A 16,914-nucleotide genomic window follows, 5' to 3' on the forward strand; every position below is an offset into this window, starting at 1 on the left:
TTCACGCGGCTCAGGCTCACGCGGCTCAGGTTCACGCGGTTCCGGTACCCGCGCCGCCGGGGCGCCGTCCCCGGAACTGGATCCTGACGCAGATCCCGCTGCAGTGGCTCGCGCCATTGTGCTGCGGCAGCTGACCAACGCACCGAAGAGCAGGCTGCAGCTCGCCCGGAAGCTGGCCGAACGCAACGTCCCGGACGATGTCGCGGAGGCCGTGCTGGACCGCTTCGAAGAAGTGAAGCTCGTTGACGACGCCGACTTTGCCGACATGTGGGTGCGCTCGCGCTCCCAGAGCCGCAAGCTCGCCAAAGGCGCCTTAAGGCGTGAACTTGCGGACAAGGGAATCGACCCGGAGATTGCGGCCGGCGCGCTGGACCAGCTCAGCGATGCCGACGAAGAAGCGGCGGCCCGTGAGCTCGTGGAGCGCAAGCTGCGGGGCTTCACCGGCAGTGAGGACCGCGCCGAGCGCGACAAGATCACGCGCCGGCTGGCCTCCATGCTTGCCCGCAAGGGATACCAGCCCTCGCTCGCCTTCCGGATTGTCGGCGAGGTCCTCGACGACGCCGTGGCCAATGCCGGGTCCGAACCCTATTTCTAACGAGCCCCCGGCAGCGTGCCGACCCGGTACCCTTAGCAGGTGAGTTTGACCATTCCCTCCCCAGCAGCCGGCACCACCCCTTCCACGGACGCCTCGTCAACGCCGGGCACTGAACCGGTGTCCGCCGCAGCTCAGCCCCGCACCTACCAGGTCCGGACGTTCGGCTGCCAGATGAACGTGCACGACTCCGAGCGGATGTCCGGGATGCTCGAGGCCGCCGGCTACGTCCCCGCCGCCGGTGAACTGGCCGACGTCGTGGTCTTCAATACCTGCGCCGTGCGGGAGAACGCCGACAACAAGCTCTACGGCAACCTGGGCATCCTGGCTCCGGTCAAGGCCGCCAACCCGGGCATGCAGATCGCCGTCGGAGGCTGCCTGGCGCAGAAGGACCGCGACGCCATCCTGAAGAAGGCCCCGTGGGTGGACGCCGTGTTCGGGACGCACAATGTCGGCGCGCTGCCGGCCCTCCTGGAACGGGCCCGCCACAACAACGAAGCGCAGCTCGAGATCCTCGAGTCCCTCGATGTTTTCCCCTCCACGCTGCCCACCAAGCGCGACTCGGTCTATTCCGGCTGGGTGTCGATCTCCGTCGGCTGCAATAACACGTGCACCTTCTGCATCGTCCCGGCCCTCCGCGGCAAGGAAAAGGACCGCCGCCCCGGCGACATCCTGGCCGAGATCCAGGCCCTCGTCGACGACGGCGCGATCGAAGTCACCCTGCTGGGGCAGAACGTGAACTCCTACGGCGTCGAATTCGGCGACCGGCAGGCCTTCTCGAAGCTCCTGCGCGCCTGCGGCGACATCCCCGGCCTCGAACGGGTCCGCTTCACGAGCCCGCACCCCGCGGCATTCACCGATGACGTCATCGATGCCATGGCCGAGACCCCCAACGTTATGCCGCAGCTGCACATGCCCCTGCAGTCCGGGTCGGACAAGGTGCTCAAGGACATGAAACGGTCCTACCGGTCCACGAAGTTCCTCGGCATCCTGGACAAGGTCCGCGACAAAATTCCGCACGCCGCCATCTCCACGGACATCATCGTCGGCTTTCCCGGCGAAACCGAGGAGGACTTCCAGGCCACGCTCGACGTCGTTGAGCAGTCCCGCTTCGCCACCGCGTTCACCTTCCAGTACTCCAAGCGACCGGGCACGCCCGCCGCCGACCTGCCGGACCAGCTCCCAAAAGCCGTGGTGCAGGAACGCTTCGAGCGCCTCACCGCCCTCCAGGACCGGATCGCCGCCGAGGAAAACGCCCGCCAGCTCGGCCGTCGGGTGGAGGTTATGGTCACTGCCCAGTCCGGGCGAAAGGCCGGGGAAACCCACCGTCTCTCCGGGCGGGCCCAGGACCAGCGCCTGGTCCACTTCTCCGTGCCTGCCGGCGCCGAGACGCCGCGCCCCGGCGACCTCGTCACCGTGACCATTACCGAGGCCGCGGCGTTCCACCTGGTCGCCGACCCTGCCTCGGCGGAGTACTACAGCGTCCGCCGCTCCCGCGCCGGCGACGCCTGGGACAGGTCCCAGGCGGACTCCTGCGGCGCACCCGCGCCGGGAGCCGCGTCCGGCTCATCCGGAGTATCCCTGGGCATGCCCACGCTGCCCGTCCGGAGCCGCTAGCCCGTGGCAGCCCCGCAGGGCGCCCCTGCCGGCACAGGACCCGACGGCGCAGCGCCGTCCGTCGCAGCAGACAACGAGGCAGCACACGACGGCATGGTCCCCGAGGGGGCAGTCCCGGCCGCCACAGTACCCGCCGCCACAGTACCGGCGCGGCCGGTCGTCGCCGTCGTAGGGCCCACCGGCTCCGGCAAATCCGATCTGGCGGTCTCGCTCGCGCTGGAACTTGACGGCGAGGTCATCAACGCCGATTCCATGCAGTTTTACCGCGGCATGGACATCGGCACCGCCAAGATCACCGAGGCCGAACGCAGGGGAGTGCCGCACCACCTCCTGGACATCCTGGACGTGACCCAGGAAGCCAGCGTCTCGGACTTCCAGCAGCAGGCACGGGCGCTCATCGCGGACATCCATCGCCGCGGCAAACGCGCCATCCTGGCCGGCGGCTCCGGGCTCTACGTCCGTGCGGCCCTGGACGTGCTGGATTTCCCGGGCACCGACCCTGCCATCCGGCGCCGGCTCGAAGCGGAACTGGAAACTGCCGGCCCGGCCCCGTTGCGGGCGCGGCTGGAACGTGTGGACCCGGTCTCGGCCGGCCGGCTCGGGGACGCGCGCCGGATCATCCGCGCGCTGGAGGTGTTCGAACTGACCGGACGGCCTTTCAGCTCCTTTATGCCAATCCGCGAGTACCACCAGCCCGCCGTGCAGATCGGGCTGGAGGTGGACCGCGAAGAGCTCCGTGAGCGGCTGGCCCGCCGGGTCCACACCATGGTGGACAATGGGCTGCTCGAAGAGGTCCGGAAACTCGACGCCGCCGGGCTCAGGCTCGGCCGGACCGCGCCGCGGGCCCTTGGCTACGCCCAGTTCCTCAAGGTCCTCGACGGCGCGTCCGACGCCGCGCAGGCGGCGGAGGAAACCATCATCGCGACCCGGCAGTTCGCACGCCGCCAGCTGACCTGGTTCCGCGCCGATCCCCGCATCCACTGGCTGGACTGGCAGGACCCGGAACTCGTGGCCAGGGCTGCCGCGCTCTGCCGCTGAGGACCGCGGCCAGGCATCACGCCGCTGAGGCCGGTGCAACGGATTCCGTCCGGCAGGCCAGGAAGCGACGTGCAACCGGTCGCCAAAACGACGTGCAACCGGTCGCGATCGACGGGCGACCGGCCACGAAACGAAGTGCAGTCGGTCGCGAATCGAACTGTAACCTTGGACCATGGACGAAACCCTTGCCGCGGCCGCTGACCACCTCGCTGCCGGAGACACCGCCGCCCTTGCCGGCCTGAAGTTCTCCAAGGGCCACGGCACCGGCAACGACTTCGTGCTCCTCGCCGATCCCAACGGCACCCTCGCGGTAACCCCGGAGCAGGTCGCGGCACTGTGCGACCGCCACCGCGGCATCGGCGGAGACGGACTAATCCGCGCGGTACCGTCCCGTCTGCTCCCGGAGGGCCAGGAGCTGCTGACCCGGACTCCGGACGCCGAATGGTTTATGGACTACCGCAATGGCGACGGGTCACTTTCCGAGATGTGCGGCAACGGCGTCCGCGTCTTTGTGCACTTCCTGATCACTGAAGGCCTGGTCGACCTGCCCGCCGGCGAATCATTGACCATCGGCACCCGCGGCGGCGCCAAGACGATCGTCCGCACCGCGGCCGGGTACGCCGTCGACATGGGCCCCTGGGAATTCATCTTCCCGGGCGAGGCCACGGCGCGGGCCATGGATTCACTGGTCAGCGCGGCGGGGCTGGAGGTCGCACGGCCTGCCCTGTCCGTGAGTATGGGCAATCCGCACACCGTCGTGGCGCTGGCCGAACTGGCCGAGCTGCAGGCCACGCAGTTGTTCACCGCACCCCACGTGGACCCGACGCCGCCGCACGGCACCAACGTCGAGTTCGTGGTCCCGTCCGAACCGTTGGTCCATGACGGCGTCGGAACCATCACCATGCGCGTCCACGAGCGGGGAGTCGGGGAAACGCAGTCCTGCGGCACGGGTGCCTGCGCGGCCGCCGTCGCGATCCGCCACTGGGCCGGCCAGGGCGCCCCGGACGTTTGGAATGTTCAGGTCCCCGGCGGCGTCGTCGGGGTGAAGTTCTTCCTCGGCGCCGAGGGCCACGAACACGTCGAACTCAGCGGCCCCGCGGTGATCGTCGCTAGTGGGACGCTTTCCTGACCCGAAGGATGCGGAACGACTTCGAGGTGCTCTCGCGGGTCACCGTGAAGCTGCTGTCGAGCTCCGCCGCGAGCCAGCGCTGCAGCGAATCCGACCCCAGGTTCTTCTGCACCACCAGCCACGCCGAGCCGCCCGGAGCCAGCCGCGGCAGCCACAGGAGCAGCAGGGCGTGGAGCTCGTCCTTGCCGATCCGGATGGGCGGGTTGGACCAGATAGTGTCGAAGCGAAGTTCAGGATCGACGGCGTCGGGCGTGCTGGCCGTGACATTGCCCAGTCCCAGCAGCGCCGCGTTTTCGTTGGTCAGGGTCACACAACGTTCGTTGACGTCCACGGCGTAGACCTGTGAGTGCGGTGCACGCAGGGCCATGGTCAGGGCGATCGGGCCCCAGCCGCAGCCGATGTCCAGCAGGGTTCCCTGCGGGGCCGGGGCAGGAACCTCAGCCAACAGCACAGCCGTGCCCTTGTCGATGCCGTCCGGGCTGAAGATGCCCGAGGACGTCTGCAGTTGCCGGGTCCCGCCGGCAAGTTCCACGGTCAGTGGCTTGCGGGTGAACGGCCCGGCGGGCTGGGCGCTGAAATAGTGTGCAGACTCCATAACTGGCCAGATTAGTTGGCCCCCGGCCCGTATGGGAAACCGCGGCAACCGACCGGAATCCGGCAGAAACCCCTGGGGGCAGCGCCGCCGGTGCCGTCTGCTAGGCTTAAAGACATGTTCTTGAACTCCAAGTAGCCGGCACGGGCTTGTACCCGTCCCCGCAGCGACGCAGGTAGTTACCTTCCGCTCAGCGCGCCACCCCACGATGATCCTGCCAAGGACACATCCGCTGGCGCCCGAACCACTTGGATTCCGGCAGTGCTCACTGGAGCCCGGCCGGGCGGACTGTCTCTCCCTCCTCAAGGCAAAAAAGATGCCTGATCCCTCTCTTCCCACCGCTCCCGCCCGGAGCCCTGCCCTGCCGGCGGCACCGCTGCCGCCGGCATCCCAGGAGGCCACGTTGACCAATAGTCGTCAGCCCAGCGCGAATACCGCCCCACACAGCACCGATCGGCACTATTCTGAAACTGCCGAACCTCTAAAGGAGACCATGACCAGTCAGCCCAACACCGGACCCGAGTCAGCAGCCCAGGACATGAGTCCTGCGGAAATCCAGGCTGTCATCGACCGGATCCTCGCCAAAGACACCCCTGCCCGGAAGGCAGCGCCGGCTGCCGGCGAGCCCGCCTCGGTGCTCGGCAAGGCGCAGGCGATCTCCCGCCTGGACGAGGAACACAGCACTTTCGACGGCGACCAGCAGGACCTCGAGGAACGGCACGCCCTGCGCCGCACCGCCGGGCTGTCCACCGAACTCGAAGACGTCACCGAGGTCGAGTACCGGCAGCTGCGCCTTGAGCGCGTGGTTCTGGCCGGACTCTGGACCGAAGGCACCCTCGCCGACGCCGAGAACTCGCTCCGCGAACTCGCCGCCCTTGCCGAGACCGCCGGCTCGGAGGTCCTCGACGGGATCGTCCAGCGCCGCCAGAAGCCCGATCCGGGCACTTTCCTCGGCTCCGGCAAGGCCCAGGAATTGAAGGACATCGTGATGTCCACGGGCGCGGACACCGTCGTCGTCGACGCCGAACTGGCGCCGTCCCAGCGCCGCAGCCTGGAAGACATCGTCAAGGTCAAGGTCATCGACCGTACGGCGCTGATCCTGGACATTTTCGCCCAGCACGCCAAGAGCCGCGAGGGCAAGGCGCAGGTGGAGCTGGCCCAGCTCGAATACCTGCTCCCGCGCCTGCGCGGCTGGGGTGACTCGATGTCCCGCCAGGCCGGCGGCCAGGTGGGCGGTGCGGGTGCCGGCATGGGCTCGCGTGGCCCCGGTGAAACCAAGATCGAACTGGACCGCCGCCGGATCCGCACCCGGATGGCCAAGCTGCGGCGTGAGATCGCCGCGATGAAGCCGGCGCGGGAAACCAAGCGCGCCAACCGCCGTCGCAATTCCGTGCCCTCCGTCGCGATCGCCGGGTACACCAACGCCGGCAAGTCCTCGCTCCTGAACCGGCTGACCGACGCCGGTGTCCTGGTGGAGAACGCCCTGTTCGCCACCCTGGACCCGACTGTCCGCAAAGCTGAGACCTCGGACGGGCTGGGCTACACCCTCGCGGACACCGTGGGCTTCGTCCGTTCGCTGCCCACCCAGCTCGTGGAGGCTTTCCGCTCCACGCTGGAGGAAGTCGCCGACGCGGACCTGATCCTGCACGTCGTGGATGTCTCGCACCCGGATCCGGAGGGCCAGATCGCAGCTGTCCGCAAGGTGTTCAGCGAGGTCGACGCACGCAAGGTGCCCGAAATCATCATCCTCAACAAAGCCGACGCCGCGGACCCCTTCGTGGTGGAACGGCTCAAGCAGCGCGAACCGCGCCACGTTGTGGTGTCGGCACGCACCGGCGCAGGCATCCCGGAATTGCTCAAGGCCATCAGCGAGGGCATCCCGCGGCCCAGCGTCAAGCTGGAACTGATGATCCCCTACAACCGCGGGGACCTGCTCAGCAAGCTGCACGAGGCCGACGCCGAGATCCTCAGCCTCAACCACGAGGAAGCAGGCACCCGCGCGGTCGTTATGGTGCGTGAGGGATTCGCCGCTGAACTGGATTCGTTCATCAGCAATGACTGAGGCAGCGGTGACCGGGACGGACACAGGTACGGACGAGCCGGCAGGGGAGGACGCCCCGGGGCCCGAAACCGCGGAGGTGGACGCCGCGGAGGAACGCACGGCAGGATCAGGCGGCAAAACCAGCGGGGAGTTCGTGATCGAACTGCTCGACCGTGCCGTGTCCGGCATGGGCGGCCAGAGCCGCGAGGGCCAGCACGAAATGGCCCGGCAGGTGGCGCAGGCAATTGACAGCGGCGACCACCTGCTGGTCCAGGCCGGCACCGGAACCGGCAAGTCCCTCGCGTACCTGATCCCGCTGATCGCGCACTCGCTCGTCAGCGACAAGCCCACCCTGGTCTCCACCGCCACCCTGGCCCTGCAGACCCAGATCGTGGGCCGGGACCTGCCCCGGCTGCTCAAGACCATCACCCCGGCGCTGGACCGGCCCGTCAAAGTGGCCCTGGTCAAGGGCCGCTCCAACTACGTGTGCCGCCACAAGCTCGAAGGCGGATTCCCCTCGGAAGAGCCCTCGGAGGGCCAACTCTTCTCCCTCGGCGAGGACACTTCCGTGCCGCACTTCGCCGCTGCCATGGGCGGCCCGTCCTCCCAGCTTGGCAAGGAGGTGGTCCGGCTGCGCGAATGGGCCGAGGACACCGTCACGGGGGACCGCGACGAACTTCTGCCCGGCGTCACGGACCGGGCCTGGCGGCAGGTCTCCGTCACCTCCATGGAGTGCCTCGGTGCGCAGAAGTGCCCCCTGGCGGCCGAGTGCTTCAGCGAACTGGCCCGGCAGAACGCCGCCGACGCCGACGTCGTGGTCACCAACCACGCGATGCTGGCCGTCAGCGCGTTCGAGGGCCTGGCCGTGCTGCCGGAATACGACGTTGTGGTGGTGGATGAAGCCCACGAGCTCCAGGACCGGGTGACCGGCGCCGTGTCCGGCCAGCTGTCCGTCGCGATGGTGCACGCCGCCGCGTCCGGGGCCCGGAAGCACACCGGCATCACCGTGGACGCGCTGAACAACGCAGCGTCCAACCTGGAACTCGCCATCGAGGGCGTCCCCAGCGGGCTCATGCCCAATGGACTCAACAGCGAACAACTGGACTGTGTGGACCAGTTGCGGGACGCCTGCCGCGCGGCCCTTTCGGATTCGAAGGGAGACAGCGCCAACACGGCCGACGGCGGCCGCCAGCTGGCCCGCTCCCGGCTCATGGTGATCCTGGAACTCTGCGAACGGCTGCTGGCGGCACGCGAGAACCGCGAGGTGGTCTGGTTTTCCCGGAACAGCACCTTCGACCCGCAGCAAGGCTATTCCCAGCCGGACGAGTCCGCCCCGGCGCTGGTCAATATCGCCCCGCTCAGCGTCGCCGGACGGCTCCGCGAGGGCCTGTTTGCGGACCACACCGTCATCCTCACCTCGGCCACCCTGGCGATCGGGTCCGCGTTCGAACCGGCCGCCGGTGGTCTGGGCCTGGTGGGACCCGGCGCCCCCAGCTGGACCGGCGTCGACGTCGGCTCGCCCTTCGAGTACCCCAAGCAGGGGATCCTCTACGTCGCCAAGCATCTGCCCAAGCCCGGCCGCGGCATGTCCCCGGAAGCACTCGATGAGCTCGAGAAGCTGGTCCGGGCCTCCGGCGGCGGAGCCCTGTGCCTGTTCTCCTCGCGGCGTGCCGCCGAGGATGCCGCCGAGGCCCTGCGTCCACGGCTGGACATGTCCATCCTCTGCCAGGGGGATTCGACCATGACGGCGCTGGTGAAGCAGTTTGCCGACGAACCTGACACCTGCCTGTTTGGCACCATGTCCCTGTGGCAGGGCGTCGACGTGCCGGGGACCTCCTGCCGCCTCGTGGTGATTGACCGGATTCCGTTCCCGCGGCCCGACGATCCCCTGATGACGGCGCGGTCCCGGGCAGTGGCCCAGGCCGGCGGGAACGGGTTCATGAGTGTGTCCGCGACCCACGCCGCCATCCGGCTGGCCCAGGGCGCTGGCCGGCTGATCCGCACAACAACGGACAAGGGGGTGGTGGCCGTGCTCGATTCGCGGCTGTCCACCGAGCGGTACGGGGGATTCCTCCGCGCCGCGCTGCCGCCGTTCTGGCCCACCACGGATCCCACTGTGGCCCTCGCGGCCCTGGAGCGGCTGGCGAAGGAGTAGGGCAGCCAAAAAGCCCCGTCCGGCGTGAACTGGTCAACACCGGCGGGGCTTTCCTGGCGCGCTCTGTGGGGAGCTGCTCCTAGAGCGAACGCAACACCGAGACGACTTTGCCCATAATGACGGCGTGGTCGCCGAGGATGGGCTCGTACTGCGTATTCTGCGGCAGCAGCCACGTGTGGCCGTCGCGCTGGCGGAAGGTCTTCACCGTTGCCTCGTCGTCCAGCAGGGCGGCCACAATGTCACCGTTGACGGCATCGCCCTGCCGGCGTACCACCACCCAGTCACCGTCGCAGATGGCTGCGTCGATCATCGAGTCACCCGCGACCTTGAGCATAAAGAGCTCCCCGTGGCCCACCAGTTGGCGGGGAAGGGGCATCACGTCCTCAACGACCTGGTCGGCCAGGATGGGCCCGCCTGCCGCGATGCGGCCCACCAGCGGCACCATCGCTGTGTCGGTGGCGCTGGCCAGCTCGGAAACGGACAAACCGCCAACAGCGCGCAGCCCGCTGGACTTCTCGACGCCTGAAATCTTGGCGGCTCCCTCATCAAGGGTCAGCGGCATCAGGACTTCCATCGCGCGGGGGCGTTTGGGGTCGCGACGCAGGTAGCCGAGTTTTTCCAGCTGCGAGAGCTGGTGGGTCACGCTGGAGAGGCTGGCCAGTCCGACAGTATCGCCGATCTCCCGCATGGACGGCGGGTAGCCGTTGTCCGTCACGGAGCGCTGGATGGTTTCCAGGATCTTCTTTTGCCGAACGGTGAGGCTCTTGGGTGGCCGGGCTGCTTGCGGGCCCCGCTGGGTGGCCCTGCCGCCAGTGGCTTGTGCTGCCATGTTCGCCAACGCCTTTCCGTTCCGCCCGGCCGCCCGTGGCTGCAGCTGCCGGGAACTTCCGGCCTGAAATGTCAGACCCTGCTGATCAACTGCAGAAGTGGTTGTTCTTTGCATCAAACGTAGGCCAGCCGCACAGCTTTTTCAAACATTTGTTCTAGCGAGTCTCGACAATGTTCGTCAATAAGTGCTAAAACAGAACCAGCAAGATTCGAATATGTGTTCTAGTTTTGTACGGCTCGGGTCGAACGGTGTGTTCGGTTCTTTGTTCGAAGGTATGGCCGGTTGGCGGCGGGTACGTGGAGTACGCCGGGCGGCACAGTATGGTCCAGGAGGGCTCAGTTCATGTCAGCAACAAGCGCGTTTCACGAAACTTTCGGCCGCGACGCATTCGGCGATTACGGCCGGCCCGGCGGCGGTTCCCCCGTTGTCCAGCCGAGCCGCATGGGCCAGCCGACCCGTGAGAGCCAGACCCGCCACGCTGTCCAGCAGGGCACCCCAGGAGCCGCGCAGCCGACAAGGCAGCAGTCGGCAAAGCAACAACCGGCAAAGCAGGCTCCGCTGCGGCTTACCCGGCGGGGGCGCTTCGTCTTCATCGGCGTTCCGCTGATCCTGCTGGCCGCGCTGGTCCTCTCCTTCAGTGGTTTCCTCAACGCCCCCGCCAAGGCTGCGGAGTCCGCCGCCGAACTTTCCCTGACGCCCACTGTCACTGTCACCGTGCAGCCCGGTGAGTCATTGTGGGCCATCGCCGCGACCGTCGCGCCGGAACGCGATCCCCGTGACGTCGTCGCGGACATCATGCAGCTGAACAACCTGGAAGCCGCCCGCGTCGTTCCGGGCCAGGCGCTTTTCATTCCGTCCAACTAGCACCCCCGGACCTGCCGGAGCCGCGGGCACGCGGACCCGGCCACGCACGCCCGTTCCGGGTCGCGCGACGGTCCGCCGCAACCTATGGAGGGCCCGCAGTGACGGTCCGCCGGCCCGCCCGCCAGGCGTCACGGATTCGGAGCCCGCGGCGATCTCACTTAAACTGGTGAAGTGACTGACCAGCTAGAGCGACTGAACCGACTTCCCCTCCGGACGAACCTTCGGGGCCTGACCCCGTACGGGGCGCCCCAGCTGGAAGTTCCGATCCTGCTCAACGTCAACGAGAACACCCATGGCGTCCCGGCGGACGTCCGCGCCGCCATCTCCGAGGCCGTCACGATCGCCGCCGCCGGACTGAACCGCTACCCGGACCGCGAATTCACCGAACTGCGCGAGGCGCTGGCCGAATATCTTGGGCACGGACTGGGCGCGGACAACATCTGGGCCGCCAACGGGTCCAACGAGGTGCTCCAGCAGATCCTCCAGGCCTTCGGCGGCCCGGGCCGTACTGCACTCGGCTTCCCTCCCACATACTCCATGTACCCGCTGCTGGCCTCCGGCACGGACACCGGATACATCGTCGGGGTCCGCGCCGACGACTACGGACTGAGCGCCGAATCAGCCGCCCGCCAGGTCCGCGAGCTCCAGCCGAACATCGTCTTCCTGTGCTCCCCGAACAACCCCACCGGCACCGGCCTCGGCCTGGACGTCGTCGAGGCCGTCTACCAGGCCGGCGAGGCCAGCCAGACCATCGTGATCGTCGACGAGGCCTACCACGAGTTCGCCCACGACGGGACGCCCAGCGCGCTCACCCTGCTGCCCGGCCGGGAGCGGCTGATCGTCTCGCGCACCATGAGCAAGGCCTTTGCCCTTGCCGGTGCGCGGGTCGGCTACATGGCGGCAGCGCCGGAGGTTACCGATGCCCTGCGCCTTGTCCGGCTTCCGTACCACCTCTCGGCCATCACCCAGGCGACCGCCCTGGCCGCCCTGCACCACCGGGTCGCGCTGATGGCCGATGTCGAGGACATCAAACGCCAGCGGGACAGGATCGTGTCCGAACTGCAGCGCATGGGCCTCAAGCCGGCCGCGTCCGACTCGAACTACGTCTTCTTCGGCGGCCTGGACAACCCGCACGAGGTCTGGCAGGGCCTGCTGGACGCCGGTGTGCTGATCCGGGACGTAGGAATTGCCGGGCACCTTCGCGTCACGGCCGGGACTGAGACGGAAACCACAGCGTTCCTCGAAGCCCTCGAACGGATCCTGGCCGGCCGCGCAGTGCAGCCCGCCTAGACTTAACCCAGGACATCCACACTGCCTGGCTGCCGGGCACCGTCGTCATCCAAAGGACACCCACATGAGCAACACCGGAGCAACGCCTGCCGAGGGCCGGACCGCACGCATGGAGCGGACCACCAGCGAGTCATCCGTGCTGGTTGAGATCAACCTGGACGGCACCGGCGTCTCGGACATCAGCACCTCCGTCCCGTTCTACGACCACATGCTGACGGCGCTCAGCAAGCACTCCCTGATCGATATGACAGTCAAGGCCACAGGCGATACACACATTGACGTCCACCACACGGTCGAAGACGTTGCCATCACCTTCGGCGAGGTCCTGCGCACCGCGCTCGGCAACAAGGCCGGCATCCGGCGGTTCGGCGAAGCCACGGTTCCCCTGGACGAGGCCCTCGCCCAGGCCGTCGTCGATGTCTCCGGCCGCCCCTACCTGGTGCACGGCGGGGAGCCTGCAGGCCAGGAATACCACCTGATCGGCGGACATTTCACCGGGTCGCTGACCCGGCACGTATTCGAGGCAATCACCCTGCACGCCGGGATCTGCCTGCACATGAACGTCACTGCCGGCCGGGACCCGCACCACATCGTCGAGGCCCAGTTCAAGGCCTTCGCCCGCGCCCTCCGTGCCGCCGTCGAACCTGACCCGCGCGTCGAGGGCATCCCCTCCACCAAGGGCGCCCTGTGACTGGCAAAGTGCTCAAGGACGGCGCCATCGTCAACCCCGACGCCGGCAGGAAGCCGGTGTCACCCGAGGGAAAGCCCACGGTCACGGTCCTCGACTACGGCTCCGGCAACGTCCGTTCCGCCGTCCGCGCCCTGGAACGCGCCGGTGCCGAGGTGATCCTGAGTTCCAAGCCGGAGGACGTGCTCAACGCCGACGGACTCGTGGTCCCGGGCGTCGGCGCGTTCGAAACGGTGATGCGCGAACTCAAGGCCGTCGACGGCATCCGCATGATCGGACGCCGCGTCGCCGGGGGCCGCCCCGTGCTGGCCATCTGCGTGGGCCTCCAGGTCCTCTTCGAGGCCGGCGTCGAGCACGGCACCGAAGCCGAAGGCATGGGGGAGTGGCCCGGCAAGGTGGAACTCCTTCCCGCCGACGTCGTCCCGCACATGGGCTGGAACACGGTGTCCGTCCCGGAGGGCTCCAAGCTTTTCGCCGGTGTCGAAGACGAGCGCTTCTACTTCGTGCACTCCTACGGCGTCCAGCAGTGGGATTTCGACGTCATCCAGCCGAGGATGACCGCGCCCCTCGTGACCTGGTCGGAGCACGGGGCCCCGTTCATTGCAGCCGTGGAAAACGGTCCGCTGTGCGCCACGCAGTTCCACCCCGAGAAATCCGGCGACGCAGGGGCGCACCTGCTGCGCAACTGGGTGCAGGGCCTCCGGGACCGTTCCCGGCCGGGTGAATCCGCGGCCGCCGCGGGCGAGCCCTCCGACACCACCCCGGACGGAACCGCCTAGATGTGGTCCATTGTGCTGATGGGGCTTGCCGGCCTGCTGGTCGGCGGGGCGTTGTCCTTCCGCCAGCAGAAAAGCCCCCGCTGGGTCCAGATCGTGTTCTACGTCCTGGCCGGGATGGCGTTGCTGGCCGCCTACCTCCTGACCCTGCCTGCCGCCTGACGGCCCGCGGCGCCCCGACCACTCCACGTCCCTGAAGAGCTGAGGATCCACGATGACCACCGAAACCCCGCTGCCTGTGCTCGAGCTGCTGCCCGCCGTCGACGTCGTCAACGGCCAAGCCGTCCGCCTCGTCCAGGGCGAGGCCGGCAGCGAGACGAGCTACGGCACGCCTCTGGAAGCCGCGCTTAACTGGCAGCAGCAGGGGGCTGAATGGGTCCACCTCGTCGACCTCGACGCCGCCTTCGGCCGGGGCTCCAACGCCGAACTGCTCCGCGAAGTGGTGGGCCGGCTCGACATCAAGGTGGAGCTCTCCGGCGGCCTGCGCGACGACGAGTCCCTCGAGAAGGCCCTCGAACTCGGCGTCGCCCGCGTGAACCTGGGCACGGCGGCACTGGAGAACCCCGAATGGACTGCGCGGGTGATCGAGCGCTTCGGCGACAAGATCGCCGTCGGGCTGGACGTCCGCGGCACCACGCTCGCCGGCCGCGGGTGGACCAAGGAAGGCGGCGACCTCTGGGATGTCCTTGGACGCCTCGAAGAGGCCGGCTGCGCGCGCTACGTCGTCACCGACGTCACCAAAGACGGCACCCTTCAGGGACCCAACGTCGAGCTGCTGCGCCAGATGGTGGAAAAGACCGGCAAGCCCGTGGTGGCTTCCGGCGGGATCTCCAGCCTGGATGACCTGCTGGTCCTTCGCTCGCTCGTGCCGCTCGGCGTGGAAGGCGCGATCGTCGGCAAGGCACTCTACAACGGCAACTTCACTCTGCCCGAGGCCCTCGACGCCGCCGGCCGCCGCTAGCGGGTCCGCAGTATGGAGCAGCGGCCCGCGGGCTTCAACGCACCCGAGAATCCCGTACCTTCACGCCCGTTGCCCGGGCACATCGCGGCGGCCCTGGCCGGCGCCGGCGGAGCGACCGATTCGGCGGGCCGGCCTTGGGCGGGACGCAGCCTGGCCGGCGAGGACGCTACTATCCACAATTTCGAGGACGACGACGGGGCGGCGGACGCCGGCTACGTCGCGGCGCTGGCGGGACTCGGGGCCGGCACCGGCGATGAGGCCGCGGTGGTGGCCTCGTTGGCCACGGCACGGGTCTTTGTGCCGATCCTGGCCACGCTCGCCGAGGAAGGCGAAGGCGCCGGCGGCCTGCACTCGGACAAACAGGCCGACATGGCCCTTGTGACGCTCAAGGCCCCGGACGGCCGGACCGCGATGCCCGTGTTCACCTCCGCCGTTTCCCTCAAGGCCTGGCACCCCGAGGCCCGCCCGGTGGCCGTCTACGCCGCCCGCGCGGCACTCTCCGCAGTGGCTGAGGGTGCCGAACTGCTCGTGCTGGACCCGGGATCCGCTGTTACCTTCGTCGTGCGCCGGCCCGCGGTATGGGCCCTCGCGCAGCAGCGGGATTGGACGCCGTCGTACGCGGATCCCGAGCTCGCCCGCCACCTCGGCGAGAGCGTGGTTGGCTTTCCCGCGGTCCGCCGTGTTGAAATTCATCCAGGCGGTGGAGTTGCCGCGGTGGCGGCCGATGGACGGCAGCTTCCGGGCGGGGGCTCCGGTCCGGAGCTCCGCGTGGTGCTCTACCTTGAAGACGGACTGGACGCCGCCGGCGTCCAGTCCATCGTGTCCGGCCTCAACAGCGCCTGGGCACGGAATGACATATTTGCTGAGCGGGTTGACTCAATCGAGGTCAAATTGCAGCGGGCAGCACAGTAGCTGAAGGCCAGCCGGGGACATCCTCGGTGCTGCCGGGGGCAGTACCAGAAGGAAATAGTCTCGTGAACTTCGCGCTTTACCGGGAACTGCTGGCCGTCCGGCCCATCAGGCGGCTCCTGCTGGTGGGGATGGTTGCCCGCATACCGCACTCCGCGGCCGGGGTCCTGCTCACCCTGCACATCGTCCTGACGCTCGGCCAGGGCTACGCCGCCGCCGGCGCCGCGGCCGCCGTGATGACCATCGGCATCGCTGTCGGGGCGCCGTGGCGCGGGCGGCGGGTCGACACCGTGGGCCTGCGGCGGGCACTCATCCCGTCGGTCATTGCCGAAGCCGTCATCTGGTCCGTTGTGCCGCACGTGTCCTACGAAGTCCTGCTGCCGCTGGTGTTCGTGGGCGGCCTGCTGACACTGCCGATCTTCAGCGTTGTGCGCCAGTCCCTCGGCGTCCTCGCGACGGGGGAGCAGCGGCGCACCGCCTTCGCCCTCGACGCCATCTCCACCGAACTGGTCTTTATGATCGGCCCCGCGGCCGGCGCCCTTGTGGCCACCGCCGGCCTCTCCGTGCTGGGCCTGACCATCATCGGCATCGCCACCTCGGTGTCCGGGCTGTTCCTCATGTGGTTCAACCCGCCGACCCGCAGCGCCGAACCCGTTCCTGGGGCCGAAACAGTGGCCGACGCCGAATCCGAGGCAGCGTTCGAGGCCGCCCAGCAGGAAGGCGCCGAGGTCGCCGTCGTCGCCGCCGCTCCGGCCCACCTGCAGGAGGCCGCCGCCGAGTTCGCCCCGCTGGCGGCCGCCGGGGAACGGCGCCAGGAGCGGGCCGGACTGCGCCACAAAGTCGCCCACAACTTCGCCTGGTTCACCTCCGCCGTGGCCGCCGTCTTCGCCGTCGCCGCCGGGGCCGGCATGGTCCTCAGCGGCACCGACGTCGGGATAGTGGCCGCCCTCGAATCCGGCGGACACCAGGCCGAGATCGGGCTCGTGTTCCTGTTCTGGTGCGCGGCCTCCGTGGTGGGCGGCCTCGTCTACGGCGCCATGCACCGTCCCATCTCACCGATCCTGCTGCTGCTGGGGATGTCCGCGCTGACCATTCCGATGGCGTTCGCGCAGGACACCTGGACCCTGTGCCTGCTCGCGCTCCTCCCGGGCCTGTTGTGCGCACCCGTGCTCTCAGCAGCCTCGGAGAAGGTCGCGGAACTCGTCGACGAGCGCCGCCGCGGCGAGGCGATGGGCTGGTACGGCTCGGCCCTCACCGGCGGTGTGGCCCTCGGGGCGCCGCTCGCCGGAGTGTTCATCGACGGCGTCGGCCCCTGGGCCGGGTTCGTCGCCGTGGGGTTGGGCGGCGTCGTGCTGTGCCTCCTGGGACTCGTGCTGCAGCGCCGCCGCAGGCTGCGACTCGCGGCCGCCTGACCGGGCGCAACGCAGGATCCG

General features: G+C 68.7%; 16 protein-coding genes. 14 read left to right on the top strand and 2 right to left on the bottom strand.

Annotation, left to right across the window (positions count from 1 at the left end; translation table 11 throughout):
* Positions 1 to 103: 103 nt before the first annotated feature.
* The 4 genes from FS787_RS16305 to dapF all read left to right on the top strand — a co-directional run bounded on the left by FS787_RS16305 (position 104) and on the right by dapF (position 4,376).
* Complete coding sequence (locus tag FS787_RS16305; protein WP_186329224.1) at positions 104 to 595, top strand: regulatory protein RecX; 492 nt, start codon at positions 104 to 106, stop codon at positions 593 to 595.
* A gap of 39 nt (positions 596 to 634) precedes the next feature.
* Positions 635 to 2,209: a tRNA (N6-isopentenyl adenosine(37)-C2)-methylthiotransferase MiaB gene (gene miaB / locus FS787_RS16310; RefSeq protein ID WP_222124080.1), complete on the top strand. Its 1,575-nt coding sequence runs from the start codon at positions 635 to 637 to the stop codon at positions 2,207 to 2,209.
* 93 nt (positions 2,210 to 2,302) lie between these two features.
* Positions 2,303 to 3,247: a tRNA (adenosine(37)-N6)-dimethylallyltransferase MiaA gene (gene miaA / locus FS787_RS16315; protein WP_144674139.1), complete on the top strand. Its 945-nt coding sequence runs from the start codon at positions 2,303 to 2,305 to the stop codon at positions 3,245 to 3,247.
* Positions 3,248 to 3,419: 172 nt separating this feature from the next.
* The gene (gene dapF / locus FS787_RS16320; RefSeq protein ID WP_144674023.1) at positions 3,420 to 4,376 is read left to right on the top strand and encodes a diaminopimelate epimerase; all 957 of its coding nucleotides are present in this window, start codon (positions 3,420 to 3,422) and stop codon (positions 4,374 to 4,376) included.
* On the opposite strand, the gene FS787_RS16325 is transcribed toward dapF, so the two are convergent.
* Positions 4,357 to 4,971 carry a class I SAM-dependent methyltransferase gene (locus tag FS787_RS16325; protein WP_144674025.1) on the bottom strand — a complete coding sequence of 205 codons (615 nt, stop codon included), beginning with the start codon at positions 4,969 to 4,971 and terminating at the stop codon, positions 4,357 to 4,359. The two genes, dapF and FS787_RS16325, sit on opposite strands and share 20 nt — an antisense overlap.
* A 490-nt stretch (positions 4,972 to 5,461) precedes the next feature.
* Here FS787_RS16325 and hflX point away from each other — a divergent pair, with 490 nt between their 5' ends.
* Both hflX and FS787_RS16335 read left to right on the top strand, forming a co-directional pair.
* On the top strand, positions 5,462 to 7,030 hold the full coding sequence (hflX, locus tag FS787_RS16330; RefSeq protein ID WP_144674027.1) for a GTPase HflX: 1,569 nt from the start codon (positions 5,462 to 5,464) through the stop codon (positions 7,028 to 7,030).
* Entirely contained in the window at positions 7,023 to 9,164 is a 2,142-nt protein-coding gene (locus FS787_RS16335; protein WP_313959662.1) for an ATP-dependent DNA helicase, read from the top strand. The genes hflX and FS787_RS16335 overlap by 8 nt, the downstream gene beginning before the upstream one ends.
* A 79-nt stretch (positions 9,165 to 9,243) precedes the next feature.
* Here the strand turns inward: FS787_RS16335 and lexA are convergent, their stop codons facing one another.
* Complete coding sequence (gene lexA, locus FS787_RS16340; RefSeq protein ID WP_056432811.1) at positions 9,244 to 9,993, bottom strand: transcriptional repressor LexA; 750 nt, start codon at positions 9,991 to 9,993, stop codon at positions 9,244 to 9,246.
* Between the two features lie 342 nt (positions 9,994 to 10,335).
* On the opposite strand from lexA, the gene FS787_RS18255 reads away from it, so the two are divergent.
* The 8 genes from FS787_RS18255 to FS787_RS16375 all read left to right on the top strand — a co-directional run bounded on the left by FS787_RS18255 (position 10,336) and on the right by FS787_RS16375 (position 16,893).
* Positions 10,336 to 10,857: a LysM peptidoglycan-binding domain-containing protein gene (locus FS787_RS18255; protein ID WP_313959663.1), complete on the top strand. Its 522-nt coding sequence runs from the start codon at positions 10,336 to 10,338 to the stop codon at positions 10,855 to 10,857.
* Positions 10,858 to 11,028: 171 nt separating this feature from the next.
* Positions 11,029 to 12,147, top strand: coding sequence for a histidinol-phosphate transaminase (locus tag FS787_RS16350; protein WP_144674029.1), 1,119 nt, complete (start codon positions 11,029 to 11,031; stop codon positions 12,145 to 12,147).
* Positions 12,148 to 12,211: 64 nt separating this feature from the next.
* Positions 12,212 to 12,838 (top strand): imidazoleglycerol-phosphate dehydratase HisB, encoded by a 627-nt coding sequence (hisB, locus tag FS787_RS16355; RefSeq protein WP_144674031.1) that lies wholly within the window; start codon positions 12,212 to 12,214, stop codon positions 12,836 to 12,838.
* Complete coding sequence (hisH, locus tag FS787_RS16360) at positions 12,835 to 13,614, top strand: imidazole glycerol phosphate synthase subunit HisH (RefSeq protein WP_144674033.1); 780 nt, start codon at positions 12,835 to 12,837, stop codon at positions 13,612 to 13,614. The genes hisB and hisH overlap by 4 nt, the downstream gene beginning before the upstream one ends.
* Positions 13,615 to 13,773, top strand: coding sequence for a hypothetical protein (locus FS787_RS18030; RefSeq protein ID WP_186329225.1), 159 nt, complete (start codon positions 13,615 to 13,617; stop codon positions 13,771 to 13,773).
* 52 nt (positions 13,774 to 13,825) lie between these two features.
* Positions 13,826 to 14,572, top strand: coding sequence for a bifunctional 1-(5-phosphoribosyl)-5-((5-phosphoribosylamino)methylideneamino)imidazole-4-carboxamide isomerase/phosphoribosylanthranilate isomerase PriA (gene priA / locus FS787_RS16365; protein WP_144674035.1), 747 nt, complete (start codon positions 13,826 to 13,828; stop codon positions 14,570 to 14,572).
* A 12-nt stretch (positions 14,573 to 14,584) separates the two neighbouring features.
* Positions 14,585 to 15,484 carry an SseB family protein gene (locus FS787_RS16370; RefSeq protein WP_144674037.1) on the top strand — a complete coding sequence of 300 codons (900 nt, stop codon included), beginning with the start codon at positions 14,585 to 14,587 and terminating at the stop codon, positions 15,482 to 15,484.
* 62 nt (positions 15,485 to 15,546) lie between these two features.
* Positions 15,547 to 16,893 carry an MFS transporter gene (locus tag FS787_RS16375; RefSeq protein WP_144674038.1) on the top strand — a complete coding sequence of 449 codons (1,347 nt, stop codon included), beginning with the start codon at positions 15,547 to 15,549 and terminating at the stop codon, positions 16,891 to 16,893.
* The last annotated feature ends 21 nt before the right edge of the window (positions 16,894 to 16,914 follow it).

The organism is Arthrobacter sp. U41, assembly GCF_007679325.1.
Taxonomy (GTDB): Bacteria; Actinomycetota; Actinomycetes; order Actinomycetales; family Micrococcaceae; genus Arthrobacter.